We start from the raw sequence: 17327 nt of genomic DNA, 5'->3' as shown, positions 1-17327 counted from the left end.
ACTGGCATTTTTCTTCACTCTCGCGCCAGCGCGTCGACAGGGTTAAGCCGTGCGGCGTTGCGCGCCGGCAGCCAACCAAATATCACGCCTGTCGCCGTAGAGCAAAGAAACGCAGTGGCCAGCGCCAGCGGCGAAAAACCGATTTCCCAACCTGGCAGGAAGAGCTGAAGCAGGAAGGCTATCAGCAGCGAGAGCGTAATGCCGAGCGCGCCGCCAACGAGGCAGACCAGCACCGCTTCTATCAGGAACTGCTGCAACACATCGCCTGCTCTGGCGCCTACCGCCATACGAATACCGATTTCCCGCGTACGCTCGGTCACTGACACCAGCATGATATTCATCACCCCGATGCCGCCTACCAGCAAAGAGATGACCGCCACCAGAGTCAGGAAGAGCTGAAGAGTACGTGTGGTCTTTTCCGCCGTTTTCAACAGGCCATCCATGTTCATAGTGAAAAAATCTTTCTTGCCGTGGCGCAACGTTAACAACCGGGTCAGCTGCTGCTCCGCTTGCGCGCTGTCATAACCTTCATTGACGCGTACCGTAATGGAGTTAAGCCACGATTGTCCCATCATCCGTCCGGCCATGGTGTCATAAGGCAGCCAGGCGCGCAGGATTTTGCTGCTGCCGAACATCGATTGCTTCTCTTCGGCGACGCCAATGACCGTCGCAGGCATATTGCCGACCAGGACGATTTCTCCTGTCACGCTCGCTTTATTGGGGAAAAGCTGGCGGCGGGCGTTCTGGTCCAGCACCACGACCTGGGCGCGCCCTTTTAATTGTTCCTCGTTAAAGGTATTGCCTTCGCTGAAGGTCATCCCATAAACGTTGAAATACTGCCCGCTCACGCCGTTTGCGCTGGCGGCCACATCCACATTGCCATAGCGCAGGCGCACGTTTTGCGAAAGCGCAGGCGTCGCGGAGCGCACCCAGGGCTGCTTCGCTATGGCCGTTAAATCGTCATATTTCAGCGCCTGCTGATACTGCGGATCGTCGTCGCCAAAATCTTTTCCAGGATAAATATCAATCGTGTTGGTTCCTATCGAACGGATATCCTGCAGTACCAGCTGTTTCGCCGCGTCGCCCACCACCACAATGGAAACCACCGAAGCGATACCGATGATAATGCCGAGCATGGTAAGCAGCGTGCGCATCTTATTAGCCGCCATCGCAAGCCAGGCCATGGTCAGGGCCTCGCGAAAGCTGCTGACGAACTGCTGCCATGCGCCGGATGCCTGCGTCTCTTCATTGAGCGCCTTCGCTCGCGCCGCAGGCTTGCGAGGCGAAGGATTACTGATAATCTCGCCGTCGCGAATTTCGATGACGCGCTCCGCCTGCGCCGCCACGGTCGGATCGTGGGTGACGATAATCACCGTATGACCGCGATCGCGCAGTTGCTTAAGCGTTGCCATCACCTCTTCGCCGGAGTGGCTGTCGAGCGCGCCGGTAGGCTCATCCGCCAGAATGACCTGACCGCCGTTCATCAACGCGCGGGCAATACTGACGCGCTGCTGCTGACCGCCAGAAAGCTGCGAAGGCTGATAGTCGACGCGCTCAGCCAGCCCCAGCCGGGCAAGCAGGTCGCGGGCGCGCTGCTGACGCAGCTTTCGACCAAGCCCGGCGTAAATGGCGGGCACCTCTACGTTTTGCGTCGCCGTCAGATGCGAAAGCAAATGGTAGCGTTGAAAGATAAAACCAAAGTGCTCGCGCCGCAGCCGCGCCAGTTCATCGCCGCTTAACGTCGAGACATCAACGCCTGCCACCCGGTAGCTGCCGCTGGTCGGGTTATCAAGGCAGCCGAGAATATTCATTAGCGTCGACTTGCCAGAACCGGAAGCGCCGACAATCGCTACCATCTCGCCTGCTTCAATGGAAAGCGAGATCCCCTTCAGCACTTCAACCTGCTCTTCCCCGGAGGGATAGCTGCGGCGGATCGCTTTTAGCTCAAGCAACGCGCTCATGGCGCGCTCCCTTCGGCGGCGCGTCCGGTCACCACCTCATCGCCCTCTTCAAGCCCCTTCACCACTTCGACCTGCGTATCGTTGCGCGCGCCGAGGGTGACTTCGCGCTCGCGGGTTTCGCCGTTACGCAACAGCGTCACTTTATAGCGGTTATCGCCCACCGGGTCGCCCAGCGCGGCCAGCGGAATGGTCAGAACATTTTTCACGCCGCTCAGTTGAATATGCACCTGCGCGGTCATCTCCAGGCGCAACACGCCCTGCGGGTTCGGCACTTCAAAGCGAGCGTAATAGAAGATAGCGTCGTTAATTTTCTCCGGGGTCGGCAGAATGTCTTTAAGCGTGCCCTCATAGCGAGTCAGCGGGTCGCCCAGTACCGTAAACCAGGCTTTCTGACCGGGTTTGAGATGAATAACATCCGCTTCTGAAACCTGCGCCTTGACCAGCATGGTGCTGAGATCGGCGAGGGTAAGAATATTCGGCGCCTGCTGCGCCGCGATGACCGTTTGCCCCTGCAGGGTGGTTATCTCCGTCACTTCGCCCGTGATAGGAGCCGTAATGCGCGTATAGTCGAGATTGGTTTTCGCGGTATCCAGCGAGGCCTGGTTACGCTTAATCTGCGCCTCGATGGTGCCGACCTGCGCCTCTTTTACCGCAAGCTCGGTTGCCGCAGTATCTAAATCCTGGCGTGAAATCGCCTGCGTCTGCGCCAGTTGACGCTGGCGGGCAAGCGTGACTTGGGCAAGCTTCAGCTCCGCCGCCGCCTGGCGCCGCTGCGCGCGCAGCTCCATCAGCGTGGCTTCCACCTCTTTGATCTGGTTTTCCGCCTGCTCAGGATCGATAACGCCCAGCAGCTGATCTTTCTTTACCTTATCGCCAATGCTAACCGACAGCGTTTTTAGCTGCCCGCTGACTTGCGCGCCCACATCCACTTTGCGCAGGGCGTCCAGCTTGCCGGTGGCGAGCACGCTCTGGGCCAGATCGCCTTTGCGCACAATCATGGTCTGGTACTGCGGCAGCGGCGCATTAAGCGCTCGCCAGAGCCAGATGCCTGCAATCAGCACCGCCAGCGCCAGCAACAGATAGCGTTTTTTAATTTTTCCCTTAATTTTCATAATGGTCCTGATTATCTGAACGGGCTATCTTACTTTGCCGCTTAATTTTAAACAGAATCTCAACGAAACCCTACCTGCTTAATCAGGTCGCTGGCGCATTGACATTACGTTGAAGGAGGGGGCGGTGAAATAAAGGCTATGTCACTCAGGGGCCTTTATTATGTCCACTCTCGCTGAATTTACCGCTCAAGCCCGGCCGCGCAGCGCCTGGCAACTTTTCCTGCAGCTTGCTCGTGGTCGCTGGGCGCCAGGCCGCGCCTGGGAAAACCCGCGTTATCGCCGGAAGTTTACGGCACGTTCGCTTGCTACGCCATTTCGAACCTGGCAACTGCTGAACAGGCTGGCGCGCCAGCCGATGCTCGAAGCGCTGCTACGCGCGCAGCCGGGGCTGCCCTGCCGCCTGCACCGGCCGTATATAACGCCCGCGTTTTCTCGCCGCGCCGCATTGCAGGCGATTACATTCCATTATGAAACCATCGCCACGCTACTAACGCCCGCCTGCTTCGCGGCGTACCTCTCGCGCCCGGGCGCCGTGCTGGCAACCCTGACCGCCAGGAATGAGGCGCGTTACCACATTTACCTGAGCGCGGTCGCGGATCTTGATAAAGAAGGTGAAGCCACACTGCTGTTTCGTGACGAGCAAGGCGTGACGCTTGCTGAACTCACCTTCACCCTTTGCTCGCTGAACAATAAAACCACGCTGTTTATCGGCGGATTGCAGGGCGCTAAAGCCTGGGTAGAGCACGACGCTATCCAGCAGGCGACCAAAGCCTGTCATGGACTCTTTCCTAAGCGTCTGCTGCTGGAGAGCGTTTGTCAGCTGGCGCAAAAATGGCATGTCGAACAAATACTCGCGGTAGGCAACAGCACGCATATTTACCGCAGCTGGCGCTATGAGAAAAAGAAAAAAGAGAAGCTGCACGCCGATTACGACAGCTTCTGGCTTTCACTGGGTGCGCAGCAAGAGCGCGGAGGCTTTTTTAAACTGCCCGGACAGATCCCTCGCAAACCCATGGAAGAGATAGCGAGTAAGAAACGCGCCGAGTATCGCCGCCGCTATGAACTGCTCGACAGCCTGGAAATGCAGCTCCGGGCTTAATCAGCCCGGCCGCGGGCCAGCCAGATGACGCGCGAGAACATCTTGCGCAGCAAGGGCGGAATGGATTCCACCCCGCGTTTTCCCGCCTCCACCGCGACCTCTATCGCCAGATCGGGTTTAGAGGCGCGATGGATGGCTTTCACAATTACCCGCCGGGGTTTGATGTGGATATTTTCGGGTATTTGCGCGATTCGGTGATAAACATCGGCAAACCCTTCGCGGTACATGAAATGTTCCATATCCAGCGCAGGTAATGCGGTTAAATGTTCTCGCTCCTGAGCGGCATCGTTATTCACTAAGCTTCGGACCGTGGCGGCGTATTTCTTACCCGCTTCGTCGCCATCCACCAACACGTGCCATTCAATGCCCATGCGCCTTGCGAATTTGACCAGCGGTTTTAAGCCCGACTGCGCGAATTCAATGACTTTTATCCCTTCGGCATCGAAATGGTGACCACACTGGCGCGCCAGTTCGTTCATCACCCAGACTTCCGTTTCCCCTTCCACCAGCAGCCAGCAGCGGGCAAACAATGAGGAGGGTCGATTGAAACGAATATGAAACGCGATGCGGCGGCTATCTTCCGCATTCATGCCGGACGGCCCTAACCGCCAGGCGACGACCTTACCGCCGTCGCGTACCAGACGGCAGACTTCCTCAACAGGCGTAAGCGAAAGCAGTTCGCCGGAATTAGTCGTGGTCACCTTCTGCAGCGGCAACAAATTCAGCAAATGCCAGGCGACGGAGAGCATAATCGGGTGCAGCCGCGTCTCGGGGTCTTCCACCAGCAGCAACGGGCGGGCGTCGCGGTCGAGCGCCGCGCTGCCCTTGGCCTGCAACAGCGTTGAGAACAGCCCGAGCAGGATGATTCTGTAAGAGCGCGTCCCGGGGCGGTCAATCATGCGGTTGATAATATCCAGATAGCGCCAGCTACGCTGTTCATCATGCGAGCGGCGGCGCATCAGCCGCTGACGCGCCTGAACGCTGCTCTGCTCGGAAAAATAGTGCTCAAGCAGTTGCACCATAGCCGAAAGTCCCTGCCGCAGTTGCGAATCGGTCAGGTTTTGCGGATGGGCGACAAGCTCCCGGGCCATAAAATCAAGCTGCCTCGCGGTAGTTTCCACTTCAGGCTGCGGCGGGATGCCATTGTCGTGAATACGGCGCATAAAGCGGGCGTCACGCAGCCGCAGCACCGGGTTTAACAGCGTCAGCCGATGCGCCAGCTCATCAATATTCTCAAGCCCCAGCTCCTGCCCCTGCTCATTCAGGAAGCTGCGCAGCGTAATGACGGTACCCTCTTCGGTAAGCCCGCCTTCCAGGCGGTAGAAAATACGCTGATAACCGTCGTCGCTTTTCACCCAGACAGCCTTCAGCGGCCTGTAGCGTCGCCCCTGGTAATGCCCTGGCGCGCTTTCGCGAAAGGTAAGGATAATATGTAGATGGCGCTCGCGGCCGTTGATGTCGCCAGGCGGAAACCAGAAGTCATTGCGGGTAAAAGAATAAAGAGAGGGTTCGGGCGAAAGAATAAGGGTCAACGCGTCAAGCAGGCTCGATTTCCCCCAGGCATTTTCACCGATCAGCACATTATTGTGCTCAAGCGTCAATGAAAGCCGATTAATACCACGAAAACCGACGATTTCTACCCGCTCAAGAAACATAGCCCCTCCAGGTTCTTTTTTCTTCCGTCACGCTACCGGCAGTATAGCGGCTATCCCGAGGGCGAACACACCGGCGGTTTCCACGCTTGCGAAACGCACCGCAAAAAAAGAGTTCTAATGAAAAACTATGGAGCAAGGTCCAGCAATGTTTCCCGGCCTTAAAATTAAATAATGGTGATATTTACACAGGCGCGGCTTTAAATTAAGCAAAGTAAATAATGTCTTTTTCTTAAAATAATTTATTAAAAAAAGCGCATCTGGTTTCTCGTTATAAATATTCCTAGAATGGCGCGCTTTTAAAATCCTGCTCGCACGAACAGGAATCCTTTCGCCATATATAAAGTTAGCTATCCATTTACATAGAGGGAATTATGAATAAAAAATTAGCGGCCGAATTTTTCGGTACCTTCTGGCTGGTCTTTGGGGGTTGCGGCAGCGCGGTGCTGGCGGCAGGCTTCCCTGAACTGGGAATTGGTTTCGTCGGCGTCTCGCTGGCGTTCGGTTTAACCGTTCTTACTATGGCGTATGCCGTGGGCCATATTTCCGGCGGTCATTTTAACCCGGCCGTTACGCTGGGCCTGTGGGCAGGCGGACGTTTCCCCGCAAAAGATATTGTAAGTTATATCGTGGCGCAGGTTATCGGCGGTATCGTCGCCGCAGCGGTGCTTTATGCTATCGCCAGCGGCAATATGGGATTTGATGCGGCGGCCAGCGGCTTCGCCTCTAACGGGTATGGCGAACATTCGCCGGACGGCTATTCCCTGCTCTCCGCCGCAATTATCGAAATTATCCTCACCTGCTTCTTCCTGTTAATTATTCACGGTGCAACGGATAAAAATGCCGCGGCGGGTTTTGCCCCCATCGCGATTGGCCTGGCGCTGACATTGATTCATCTCATCAGCATTCCGGTGACCAATACTTCCGTGAATCCGGCTCGCAGCACCGCGGTGGCGATTTTCCAGGGCGACTGGGCATTACAGCAGCTTTGGTTATTCTGGTTGATGCCGATTATCGGCGGCATGCTCGGCGGTTTTATCTATCGCACGCTGCTGGAAAAACGCAGTTAATCTTTTTAGGCCTGAAAGCCTTCAGGCCTGTTACGTTTTCTTCTACTACCTCTTTGGCGGTAGCCTGCTGCCGCCAAAATTGCGCTAAATCAATCTCCCTGCAAGTTGCCTCAGAAAGCGCTTTTCTCCCTGTTACGACACGCCTAACCTTAAACATGCATATTAAATATAACTTTAAGGTGTGAACCATGTTTTGCGTGCAATGTGAACAAACCATACGTACTCCGGCAGGCAACGGCTGCGCTTATGCGCAGGGCGTCTGTGGGAAAACCGCCCAGACTTCCGACTTACAGGATCTGCTTATCGCCGCCCTGCAAGGGCTGTCGGCGTGGGCGGTAAAAGCGCGGGAGCTTGGCCTCATCGATCATCACGTGGACAGCTTCGCGCCGCGCGCTTTCTTCTCTACCCTGACCAACGTTAACTTCGATTCGCCGCGTATCGTCGGCTATGCCCGCGAAGCGATCGCCCTGCGCGAAGCGCTGAAACAACAGTGTCTGAATCTGGACGCCAGCGCCCGAGTGGCGAACCCGATGGCGGAAGTCCAGCTTATCAGCGACGACCTGGGCGAGCTCCAGCGCCAGGCGGCGGCGTTCGCGCCAAACATCGATAAAGCGATCATTGGCGAAAACATTCTCGGCCTGCGCCTGCTCTGCCTGTACGGTCTGAAAGGCGCGGCGGCCTATATGGAACACGCGCATGTGCTCGGCCAGTACGACAACGACATCTACGGCCAGTACCACAAAATCATGGCGTGGCTCGGCACCTGGCCCGCGGAGATGAACGCGCTGCTGGAATGCGCGATGGAAATCGGCCAGATGAACTTCAAGGTGATGAGCATCCTGGACGCGGGCGAAACCGGCAAATATGGTCACCCGACTCCGACGCAGGTGAACGTAAAAGCGGTCGCGGGCAAATGCATTCTGATTTCCGGACACGATCTGAAAGATCTTTATAATCTGCTGGAACAGACCGAAGGCACTGGCGTCAATGTTTACACGCACGGCGAAATGCTGCCTGCGCATGGCTATCCGGAACTGCGCAAGTTTAAGCACCTGGTCGGCAACTACGGCAGCGGCTGGCAGAACCAGCAGGTGGAATTCGCCCGCTTCCCGGGCCCGATTGTGATGACTTCCAACTGCATTATCGACCCGACCGTTGGCAGCTACGATGACCGTATCTGGACCCGCAGCATCGTCGGCTGGCCGGGCGTGAGCCATTTAGAAGGTGACAACTTCGCGCCGGTGATTGCCCAGGCGCAGCAGATGGCGGGCTTCCCTTACAGCGAAATTGAGCACCTTATCACCGTTGGTTTTGGCCGTCAGACGCTGCTCGGCGCCGCCGACACGCTGATTGACCTGGTAAGCCGTGAAAAGCTGCGTCATATCTTCCTCGTGGGCGGCTGCGACGGCGCACGCGGCGAGCGTAGCTATTTCACCGATTTCGCCGCCAGCGTGCCGCAGGATTGCCTTATCCTGACGCTTGCCTGCGGTAAGTACCGCTTTAACAAGCTCGATTTCGGCGATATTGAAGGGCTGCCGCGTCTGGTGGACGCAGGCCAGTGCAACGATGCTTATTCAGCCATTATTCTCGCCGTAACGCTTGCGGAAAAACTGGGCTGCGGCGTGAACGACCTGCCGCTTTCGCTGGTGCTCTCCTGGTTTGAACAAAAGGCCATCGTTATTCTGCTGACGCTGCTGTCGCTTGGCGTAACGAACATCGTCACCGGACCTACCGCGCCAGGCTTCCTGACGCCGGACCTGCTGGCGGTGCTGAATGAGAAGTTTGGCCTGCGCTCGGTCACGACCGTAGAGCAGGATATGCGCGAGCTGCTGGGCGCATAAGGAGAAAATACGATGACGATGCCGACTCCACAGTGCCCCTGGCGCATGCAGGTGCACCATATTCGCCAGGAGACGCCCGACGTCTGGACGCTGTCGCTGCTGTGCCACGATTTTTACCCCTACCAGGCCGGTCAGTATGCGCTGGTGAGCATTCGCAACCGTGCGGACGTGCTGCGCGCTTATACAATATCGTCCACCCCTGGGGTAAGCCCGTTTATTACGCTGACGGTGCGCCGCATTCACGAAGGCGAAGGCTCCAACTGGCTGACGCGGGAAGTGAAGCGCGGCGATTACCTGTGGCTTTCTGACGCGCAGGGGGAGTTTATCTGCGCCGATAAAGCAACCGAGCGTTTTCTGCTGCTGGCAGGCGGCTGCGGCGTAACGCCGATTATGTCAATGCGCCGCTGGCTGGCGAAATATCGCCCGCAAGCTGACGTTCAGGTGATTTACAACGTGCGTACGCCGCAGGATGTAATTTTCGCTGAAGAATGGCGGGATTACCCGGTCACGCTGATTGCGGAAAGCGCAGGCGTGCCGGGCTTTACCGAAGGACGGCTGACCCGCGACATGCTTTTGCAGGTGCCGGATCTTGCTGCCCGTACGGTGATGACCTGCGGCCCGGCGCCTTATATGGCGTTCGTCGAGCAGGAAGTGAAAGCGCTTGGCGTCACGCGCTTTTATAAAGAGAAGTTCTTTACGCCGGTTGCCGAGGCCGCCGCCAGCGGGCTTAAGTTCACGACGATTACGCCTGCCCGCGAGTTTTATGGCCCGGTCGGCACAACGCTGCTTGAAGCGATGGAAAGCAATAAGGTGCCGGTGAATGCCGCCTGCCGCGCCGGCGTTTGCGGCTGCTGCAAAACCCGGGTGGTATCCGGCGAGTACCGCGTGACGAGCACGATGACGCTGACCGAGGCGGAAATGGCTGAAGGGTATGTGCTGGCCTGCTCCTGCCACCCTGAGAGCGATCTGGTGCTGGCCTGAGGTTTAGCGCTCATGGTGGGTGGCGCTGACGTTCACTCACCAGCCCCGCAACGATGAGATAATAAAGGCTCCTTACGGAGCCTTTTCTTTACCGCCAGCCAGCATTCCCCGCCAGCGAATACCGCCCAGCCCCCAGGCAGGCCACCGCCAGCGCGCCGATAAAGAAATAGACAATGTTCTCTATCGCCCAGGCGCCGGTTTTATCCAGCATCCAGGTTTTATCAAACCCCACCAGCAGCCAGGCGACAATCATGGTAAACGCCACCAGCAACGCCGCCGGGCGGGTCAGGATTCCCAGCACAATCAGCAACGGGGCCGCAACCTCGCCTGCCAGCGTGCCATAAGCGATAAATTCCGGCAGCCCGTGGGCCGCCAGCAAACTCTGTATGCCGCCTACCCCGTCAAACAACTTATGCAGCCCGTGAAACAGCATTAACCCGCCTACCGCCAGGCGCAGCAGCAGTTTTCCGGCATCGTTTTTATCCAGGGCCCGGTTAAAGGCCGCAAGTGCTGAAGTCATGTTTCCCCCTGATTTCGTTCATCATTATTTTATTAACCGTTACGGTTAAACCTTACCGAAATTAAGGGTTTTCATCCGGGGTTGCCAGCGAAATGAACTAAGCTTTCAGGCGGTATCACATTCACTTCAGGGAGTAACGATGAAACAGACAGTGGCTGCATACATTGCAAAAACGCTTGAACAGGCAGGTGTAAAACGCATCTGGGGGGTGACCGGCGACTCGCTGAATGGCTTAAGCGACAGCCTTAACCGCATGAAAACTATTGAATGGATGTCCACGCGCCATGAAGAGGTGGCGGCTTTCGCCGCAGGCGCCGAAGCGCAGCTGACGGGCGAGCTGGCGGTTTGCGCTGGTTCCTGCGGCCCTGGCAACCTGCATTTAATCAACGGCCTGTTCGACTGCCAGCGCAACCATGTGCCGGTGCTGGCTATCGCCGCCCATATTCCTTCCAGCGAAATCGGCAGCGGCTATTTTCAGGAGACGCACCCGCAGGAGCTGTTTCGTGAATGCAGCCATTATTGCGAGCTGGTGAGTACGCCGGAGCAGATCCCCCAGGTGCTCGCTATCGCCATGCGCAAAGCGATTATCAACCGGGGCGTGTCCGTTGTGGTGTTGCCGGGGGATATCGCGCTGCGCCCGGCGCCGGATGGCGCGAGCACCCACTGGTACAGCGCGCCGCAGCCGGTTATCACGCCGCAAGAGGCTGAACTTAAGAAGCTCGCGCAGCTGCTGCGCTATTCCAGCAATATCGCGCTGATGTGCGGCAGCGGCTGCGCTGGCGCGCATGAAGAGTTGGTGCAGTTCGCCGCGACGCTCAAAGCGCCCATTGTGCACGCCCTGCGCGGTAAAGAGCATGTCGAGTATGACAATCCTTACGATGTCGGCATGACCGGGCTTATCGGCTTCTCGTCCGGCTTCCACACCATGATGAACGCCGACACGCTGGTGCTGCTCGGCACGCAGTTCCCCTATCGCGCCTTCTACCCCACGGATGCGAAAATCATCCAGATAGACATTAACCCCGGCAGCATCGGCGCTCACAGTAAGGTGGACATGGCGCTGGTGGGGGATGTGAAAGCCACGCTGCAGGCGCTGCTGCCGTTGCTTGAAGAGAAAACCGACCGCAGTTTTCTCGACAAGGCGCTGGAGGATTACCGCAAGGCGCGTGAAGGGCTTGACGATCTGGCGAAGCCGGGCGACAAAGCGATTCATCCGCAATATCTGGCGCAGCAGATAAGCCATTACGCGGCGGACGATGCCATTTTTACCTGCGATGTCGGCACGCCCACCGTCTGGGCCGCGCGCTACCTGAAAATGAACGGCAAACGCCGCCTGCTCGGCTCGTTTAACCACGGCTCCATGGCCAACGCCATGCCGCAGTCTATCGGCGCTCAGGCCGCCGCGCCGGGCCGCCAGGTCGTCGCTATGTGCGGCGACGGCGGCTTCAGCATGCTGATGGGCGATTTCCTCACCCTGGCGCAGCTCAACCTGCCGGTGAAGATCGTGGTCTTCAATAACAGCGTGCTCGGCTTTGTCGCGATGGAGATGAAGGCGGGCGGCTACCTGACGGATGGCACCGAACTGCACAGCACCCACTTTGCGCGCATCGCCGAGGCGTGCGGCATAACGGGCATTCGCGTAGAGAAAGCGGAGGAAGTGGACGAAGCCCTGCAGCGCGCCTTCTCTATCGACGGTCCCGTTCTGGTCGATGTGGTGGTTGCGAAAGAGGAGCTGGCGATGCCGCCGCAGATCAAACTGGAGCAGGCCAAAGGCTTCAGCCTTTATATGCTGCGCGCCATTATTAACGGGCGCGGCGACGAAGTTATCGAACTGGCGAAAACCAACTGGTTCCGGTAAAAAAGAGGCATCTCCCTTCCCTGAAAAAGGAAATGCCGTGATTGACTTACGCAGCGATACTGTCACCCGCCCGGGCCGCGCCATGCTGGAGCGCATGCTGGCCGCCCCGGTCGGGGACGACGTTTATGGCGACGATCCTACCGTTAACGAACTTCAAAATTATGCCGCACGCTTGAGCGGAAAAGAGGCGGCGCTGTTTCTGCCTACCGGCACGCAGGCCAATCTGGTGGCGCTGCTGAGCCACTGCGAGCGCGGCGAAGAGTATATCGTCGGCCAGCTTGCCCATAATTATCTCTATGAAGCCGGCGGCGCGGCGGTGCTCGGTAGCATCCAGCCGCAGCCCATTGAGGCCGATCCGGACGGCACGCTGCCGCTTGATAAAGTGGCGATGAAAATCAAGCCGGACGATATTCACTTTGCCCGTACGAGGCTTTTAAGCCTTGAAAATACTCACAACGGCAAAGTGCTGCCGCGCGACTACCTGAAGAAGGCGTGGGAATTCACCCGCGAGCGCAACCTGGCGCTGCACGTCGATGGCGCGCGTATTTTCAACGCGGTGGTGGATTACGGCTGCGCGCTGGAAGAAGTGACCCGCTACTGCGACACTTTTACTATCTGTTTGTCAAAAGGGCTCGGCGCGCCGGTGGGTTCGCTGTTGCTCGGCAACCGCGACTACATCAAGCGCGCAACCCGCTGGCGCAAAATGACCGGCGGCGGCATGCGTCAGGCGGGCATTCTGGCGGCGGCAGGCCTCTATGCGCTGGAGCATAACGTGGCGCGCCTGAAAGAAGACCATGACAACGCCGCCTGGCTTGCCGGCGCGCTGCGCGAAGCGGGCGCCGATGTCCGTCGTCAGGATACGAACATGCTTTTCGTGCGCGTCCCGCAGGAGCGTGTGGCGGAGCTGGGCCAGTATATGAAGGCGCATGACGTGCTCATCAGCGCAGCGCCCGTCACCCGCCTCGTAACCCATCTGGACGTTAACCGGGACCAGCTCGGCGAAGTGGTCCGCCTCTGGCAGGCTTTTTTCAGCCGCTAAGGAAACGCTATGCACGAGCCGCAGCCTGTGCTGGTGCTGGGCGCCAGCGGCTATGTCGGCCAGCACCTCACCCGTCGTCTGAGCGCGGCGGGTTATCCGGTGCGCGCTGCGGCCCGGCATATCGAACCGCTGGAGAGACTCGCTCTCCCGGGCGTTGCCTGCCACACGCTGGATCTGCAGTGGCCGAAAGGGCTCCCCGCCCTGCTCGCTGGCGTAGATACGCTCTATTACCTGGTGCACAGCATGGGCGAAGGCGAAGCGTTTATCGCCCATGAACGCCAGGCGGCGCTCAACGTGCGCGACGCGCTACGCGAAACGCCGGTGCGCCAGATAATCTACCTCAGCTCGCTGCAAACGCCGCCGGGCGAAACGCCCTCCGATCACCTGCGCGCCCGTCAGATGACGGCGGATATTCTGCGCGACGCGGGCGTCCCGGTGACAGAACTGCGCGCCGGAATCATCGTCGGCGCCGGTTCAGCCGCTTTTGAAGTGATGCGCGATATGGTGCACAACCTGCCGGTATTAACGCCGCCGCGCTGGGTTCGTTCACGCACCACGCCGATTGCGCTGGAGAATTTGCTCCATTACCTGCTTGAACTATTACATCGTCCCGCCGCCGTCCATCGGGTTTTCGAAGCCGCCGGGCCGGAGGTACTGAGTTATCAGCAACAGTTTGAACGCTTTATGGCGATAAGCGGACAGCGCCGTCCGCTTATCCCTTTGCCGCTGCCGACAAGCTGGATCTCCGTCTGGTTTTTGAACGCTATTACGTCCGTCCCGCCCTACATCGCCCGGGCGCTAATCCAGGGGTTAAAGCATGACCTGCTGGCGGATGATCGGGCGCTGCGTGAGCTCATCCCCCAGCGGTTGATAAGTTTTGACGAGGCCGTGCGCGCCACGCTCGAAAAAGAGACGCAGCTGGCTAATCGCGACGACTGGGGCGACGATCCGCTGGCTTGCGCCCGCTGGCGCGCTGACTACGGCTATTATCCAAAGCAGGCGGGTCATACGGTGCACACCTGCGCAAGCCTCGGCGCGTTATGGGAAGTGGTTAACCGCATCGGCGGGCGGGAGGGCTATTTCTTTGCTAATGTTCTCTGGCGCATCCGGGGCGCGCTTGACCTGCTTGCGGGCCACCGGCTTCCTCGCGGCCGCCCTGCTCGCCCTTATCTGCAAACCGGCGACGCCGTGGACAGCTGGCGCGTGCTGGTGGCCGAGCCGCAGGCCCAGCTGACGCTGCTTTTCGGAATGAAAGCGCCAGGGCTGGGGCGGCTGGTTTTTACGCTGCGTGATAAGGGAAGCTACCGCACGCTCGACGTACGCGCCTGGTGGCATCCGCACGGCATGGCCGGGCTGCTTTACTGGCTGGCGATGTTTCCGGCGCACCTGTTTATCTTTCGCGGTATGGCGCAGCAGATTGCGCGGCGAGCGGAACGAATAACTTCTGAAACATAAGCCTGCATGCGGATTCTTACGCTTATCCCATTGCATAGCGGCGGATTTAACGGAAGAATGCGCGGCACAATCTTTTCTGCACAGTGAGTCGACATGAAGGTACTGGTCACGGGCGCCACCAGCGGTTTAGGCCGAAACGCGGTCGAGTTTTTACGTCGTAAAGGCCTTACCGTTCGGGCTACCGGCAACAACGAAGCGATGGGCAAGCTGCTGACCAAGATGGGCGCGGAGTTTGTCCATGCTGACCTGACGGATCTGGTCTCTTCGCAGGCCAAAGTGATGCTGGCCGATATCGACACGCTGTGGCACTGTTCCAGCTTTACCGCGCCCTGGGGCACCCAGGAGGTTTTCGATCTCGCGAATGTGCGCGCCACCCGCCGTCTGGGCGAGTGGGCTGTCGCCTGGGGCGTGCGCAACTTTGTGCATCTTTCTTCTCCGGCGCTCTATTTTGACTATCACCATCACCTGGACATTCAGGAAGATTTTCGCCCGGCGCGCTATGCCAACGAGTTCGCTCGCAGCAAGGCGGCAAGCGAGGAAGTGATTCACCTGCTGGCGCAGGCCAACCCGCAAACGCGCTTCACCATTTTGCGCCCGCAAAGCCTGTTCGGGCCGCACGATACCGTTTTCTTTCCCCGTCTGGTGCAGATGATGCGCCATTATGGCAGCGTGCTGCTGCCGCGCGGCGGCGAAGCGCTGGTGGACATGACCTACTATGAAAACGCGGTGCATGCGATGTGGCTCGCCAGCAGCAGCGAATGCGATACGCTCGCCTCCGGCCGGGCCTATAACATCGCCAACGGCGAACCTCGCCCGCTGCGGGTTATCGTACAAAAGCTTATCGACGCGCTGGGAATAAGCTGCCGCATTCGCTCGGTGCCCTACCCGATGCTCGATTTGGTTGCGCGAAGCCTGGAGCGCATGGGCAACAAAGCGGCCAAAGAGCCGGTGCTAACCCACTACGGCGTATCGAAGCTGAATTTTGACTTTACGCTGGATATCCGCCGCGCCGAAACGGAGCTTGGCTATCAGCCGGTGGTGTCGCTGGATGAAGGGATTGAACGCACCGCCTTCTGGCTGCGGGATCACGGAAAGCTGCACCGGGGATAAGCAATATGGCGCAGCGCCAGGCGGGTGCTGCGCTTACCCACCCGACAAAATACAAAGCTTATTTCTGTTTTTACCGCCTCATCACCCTCACTTTCTTATTCAAACAGTCAACGATGTGGTTCATCCGGCCTCAAAATCGCCACGGCTTTTTTCAGGGCGGACGGCCCGCACCGGTTGTTCAAAAATGCCGGGAGCACTGGCCCCAAAGGGGCGAGGCCAATGGATGGGCCGGGTAGGCGCCGGGAGCCGGGATGGATAAAGGGACAGCGCGCCCTTAACACGTTCGCGTAAAGGAAGCTGACATAAGTAAGCCGTACTCTGGCGAACGTCACCCTTCACCGCACCCGAATATATGCCGCTAACAGGTAAGGCGGATAAGCGCAGCGGCGAACATCGCCTTCACTTCCCGCACGCTCACCCCTGCCCATATTTTTCCAGCAGCGCCTGTGCTATCGCTTCAGTTTCGGCATCCGCCAGGCCATCGTACCGCGCCGGGCGAAAATGCATCTGGAACGCGGTAATCACCCGCTTGCGCTGCGCGTCGGTCAGTTCCGGCTTCACCTCGTAGCCATAGCGGTCGAGCAATGTCAGCAGTTCAGCTTCGGCCACCGGTTCATAAGGCGCACGGCCCGCCAGGTAAAAAGCGACGCGGTCTGAATTCGGCCATGCGCCGATGCCCTGGGCGGCCAGTTGCCGCCAGGGAAAGAGCGGGCCCGGGTCGTCTTTACGCTGCGGCGCAACATCAGAGTGCGCTACCACGTTGGCGGGGTTAATCTGGTAGCGCTGGATAATATCGCGGGCGAGTTTCGCCAGCACCGCTATCTGCGGCGCGCTGAAAGGGGTGAAGCGTTTCTGCCCCGCCACGTTCCGCCAGCCGCGGTTTTCAAGCTCGATGCCGACAGAGGTATCGTTAATGCGCGTCGCCCCTCGCCAGTAGCTGATGCCCGCATGCCAGGCGAGATCCCGCTCCGGCACCAGTTGCCAGATAACCGGCTTGCCGCTTTTTTCCGGCGGAATGGCGGGAATAAGGTAATGCGAGCTTACGTTGCGGTCGGTAAGCGTGGCGAGCGAGCTGTCGAAATCATCCGCCGTATAGTGAATAACCAGCACTTTTACGCGCGGATACGCCGCCTGCGCCTGCCGCCGGACATCCACTTGATAATCGCCGCGATCGAGTATTCCCTTTTCGCCCGCGCACCCTGCGAGCAGCGCCGCCACAATAAGCGGCCAACAAAAACGCTTCATCGACGGGTTTTCACCGCCGTGCCGGTGACGCTCACCATCAGCATGCTGCTCTCTTTGCCCACGGTTTCGTAGTCGATATCAATACCGACCACCGCGTCCGCGCCAAGGGCAGCCGCCTGTTCGCCCAGTTCGCGAAAGGCGATTTCCCGCGCCTTGCGCAGCTCTTTTTCATAGGCGCCGGAGCGGCCGCCGACGATATCGCGAATGCCGGCGAAAAAGTCGCGAAAGATGTTGGCGCCGAGGATCGCCTCTCCGGTGACCACGCCGCAATACTCAACGATGACCTGTCCTTCAAGCGTAGGGGTGGTGGAAAATTGCATGGGTTTCTCCTTTTGGCTATCAATGCGTTAGCAGACAATACCAGACGCAAACTGGCGACGATAC

At 58.6% G+C, this 17327-nt stretch carries 14 protein-coding genes; 8 read left to right on the top strand and 6 right to left on the bottom strand.

Translation table 11 applies throughout. The features are described 5' to 3' along the window. Positions 1–14: 14 nt before the first annotated feature. Positions 15–1961 carry a macrolide ABC transporter ATP-binding protein/permease MacB gene (gene macB, locus ACU4F7_RS07445; protein ID WP_481638353.1) on the bottom strand — a complete coding sequence of 649 codons (1947 nt, stop codon included), beginning with the start codon at positions 1959–1961 and terminating at the stop codon, positions 15–17. Further along, a complete protein-coding gene (macA, locus tag ACU4F7_RS07440; protein WP_029592373.1) occupies positions 1958–3073 on the bottom strand; it encodes a macrolide transporter subunit MacA in 1116 nt (371 codons plus the stop codon). Before macA ends, macB begins: the two co-directional genes overlap by 4 nt. A 160-nt stretch (positions 3074–3233) precedes the next feature. Between macA and ACU4F7_RS07435 the strand changes: the two genes are divergently transcribed. Beyond that, entirely contained in the window at positions 3234–4172 is a 939-nt protein-coding gene (locus ACU4F7_RS07435; protein ID WP_481638352.1) for a VirK/YbjX family protein, read from the top strand. Here ACU4F7_RS07435 and ACU4F7_RS07430 read toward each other — a convergent pair. Beyond that, complete coding sequence (locus tag ACU4F7_RS07430) at positions 4169–5827, bottom strand: ATP-dependent endonuclease (protein ID WP_481638351.1); 1659 nt, start codon at positions 5825–5827, stop codon at positions 4169–4171. The two genes, ACU4F7_RS07435 and ACU4F7_RS07430, sit on opposite strands and share 4 nt — an antisense overlap. Positions 5828–6198: 371 nt before the next feature. Here ACU4F7_RS07430 and aqpZ point away from each other — a divergent pair, with 371 nt between their 5' ends. The 3 genes from aqpZ to hcr all read left to right on the top strand — a co-directional run bounded on the left by aqpZ (position 6199) and on the right by hcr (position 9716). Continuing rightward, on the top strand, positions 6199–6894 hold the full coding sequence (gene aqpZ, locus ACU4F7_RS07425) for an aquaporin Z (RefSeq protein ID WP_481638350.1): 696 nt from the start codon (positions 6199–6201) through the stop codon (positions 6892–6894). Between the two features lie 188 nt (positions 6895–7082). Then, positions 7083–8735, top strand: coding sequence for a hydroxylamine reductase (gene hcp / locus ACU4F7_RS07420; RefSeq protein ID WP_481638349.1), 1653 nt, complete (start codon positions 7083–7085; stop codon positions 8733–8735). 12 nt (positions 8736–8747) lie between these two features. Then, positions 8748–9716, top strand: coding sequence for an NADH oxidoreductase (hcr, locus tag ACU4F7_RS07415; protein WP_481638348.1), 969 nt, complete (start codon positions 8748–8750; stop codon positions 9714–9716). Between the two features lie 88 nt (positions 9717–9804). Here the strand turns inward: hcr and ACU4F7_RS07410 are convergent, their stop codons facing one another. Continuing rightward, positions 9805–10236, bottom strand: coding sequence for a DoxX family protein (locus ACU4F7_RS07410; protein ID WP_481638347.1), 432 nt, complete (start codon positions 10234–10236; stop codon positions 9805–9807). 139 nt (positions 10237–10375) lie between these two features. Between ACU4F7_RS07410 and poxB the strand changes: the two genes are divergently transcribed. The 4 genes from poxB (at position 10376) to ACU4F7_RS07390 (ending at position 15698) form a co-directional block, all read left to right on the top strand. Continuing rightward, a complete protein-coding gene (gene poxB, locus ACU4F7_RS07405) occupies positions 10376–12094 on the top strand; it encodes a ubiquinone-dependent pyruvate dehydrogenase (protein ID WP_029592367.1) in 1719 nt (572 codons plus the stop codon). Between the two features lie 37 nt (positions 12095–12131). Beyond that, positions 12132–13133, top strand: coding sequence for a low-specificity L-threonine aldolase (gene ltaE / locus ACU4F7_RS07400; RefSeq protein ID WP_029592366.1), 1002 nt, complete (start codon positions 12132–12134; stop codon positions 13131–13133). A 9-nt stretch (positions 13134–13142) separates the two neighbouring features. Next, positions 13143–14588, top strand: a complete 1446-nt coding sequence (locus ACU4F7_RS07395) for a DUF2867 domain-containing protein (RefSeq protein ID WP_481638346.1) — start codon at positions 13143–13145, stop codon at positions 14586–14588. Positions 14589–14681: 93 nt separating this feature from the next. Continuing rightward, on the top strand, positions 14682–15698 hold the full coding sequence (locus ACU4F7_RS07390) for an NAD-dependent epimerase/dehydratase family protein (RefSeq protein ID WP_029592364.1): 1017 nt from the start codon (positions 14682–14684) through the stop codon (positions 15696–15698). 414 nt (positions 15699–16112) lie between these two features. On the opposite strand, the gene ACU4F7_RS07385 is transcribed toward ACU4F7_RS07390, so the two are convergent. Both ACU4F7_RS07385 and ACU4F7_RS07380 read right to left on the bottom strand, forming a co-directional pair. After that, a complete protein-coding gene (locus ACU4F7_RS07385; protein WP_481638345.1) occupies positions 16113–16943 on the bottom strand; it encodes an N-acetylmuramoyl-L-alanine amidase in 831 nt (276 codons plus the stop codon). Beyond that, a complete protein-coding gene (locus ACU4F7_RS07380; RefSeq protein ID WP_024556049.1) occupies positions 16940–17263 on the bottom strand; it encodes a heavy metal-binding domain-containing protein in 324 nt (107 codons plus the stop codon). Before ACU4F7_RS07380 ends, ACU4F7_RS07385 begins: the two co-directional genes overlap by 4 nt. Positions 17264–17327 lie beyond the last annotated feature (64 nt).

The sequence above is a fragment of the Franconibacter pulveris genome (assembly GCF_056780215.1).
This window is presented reverse-complemented; position numbering and strand designations above follow the sequence as displayed.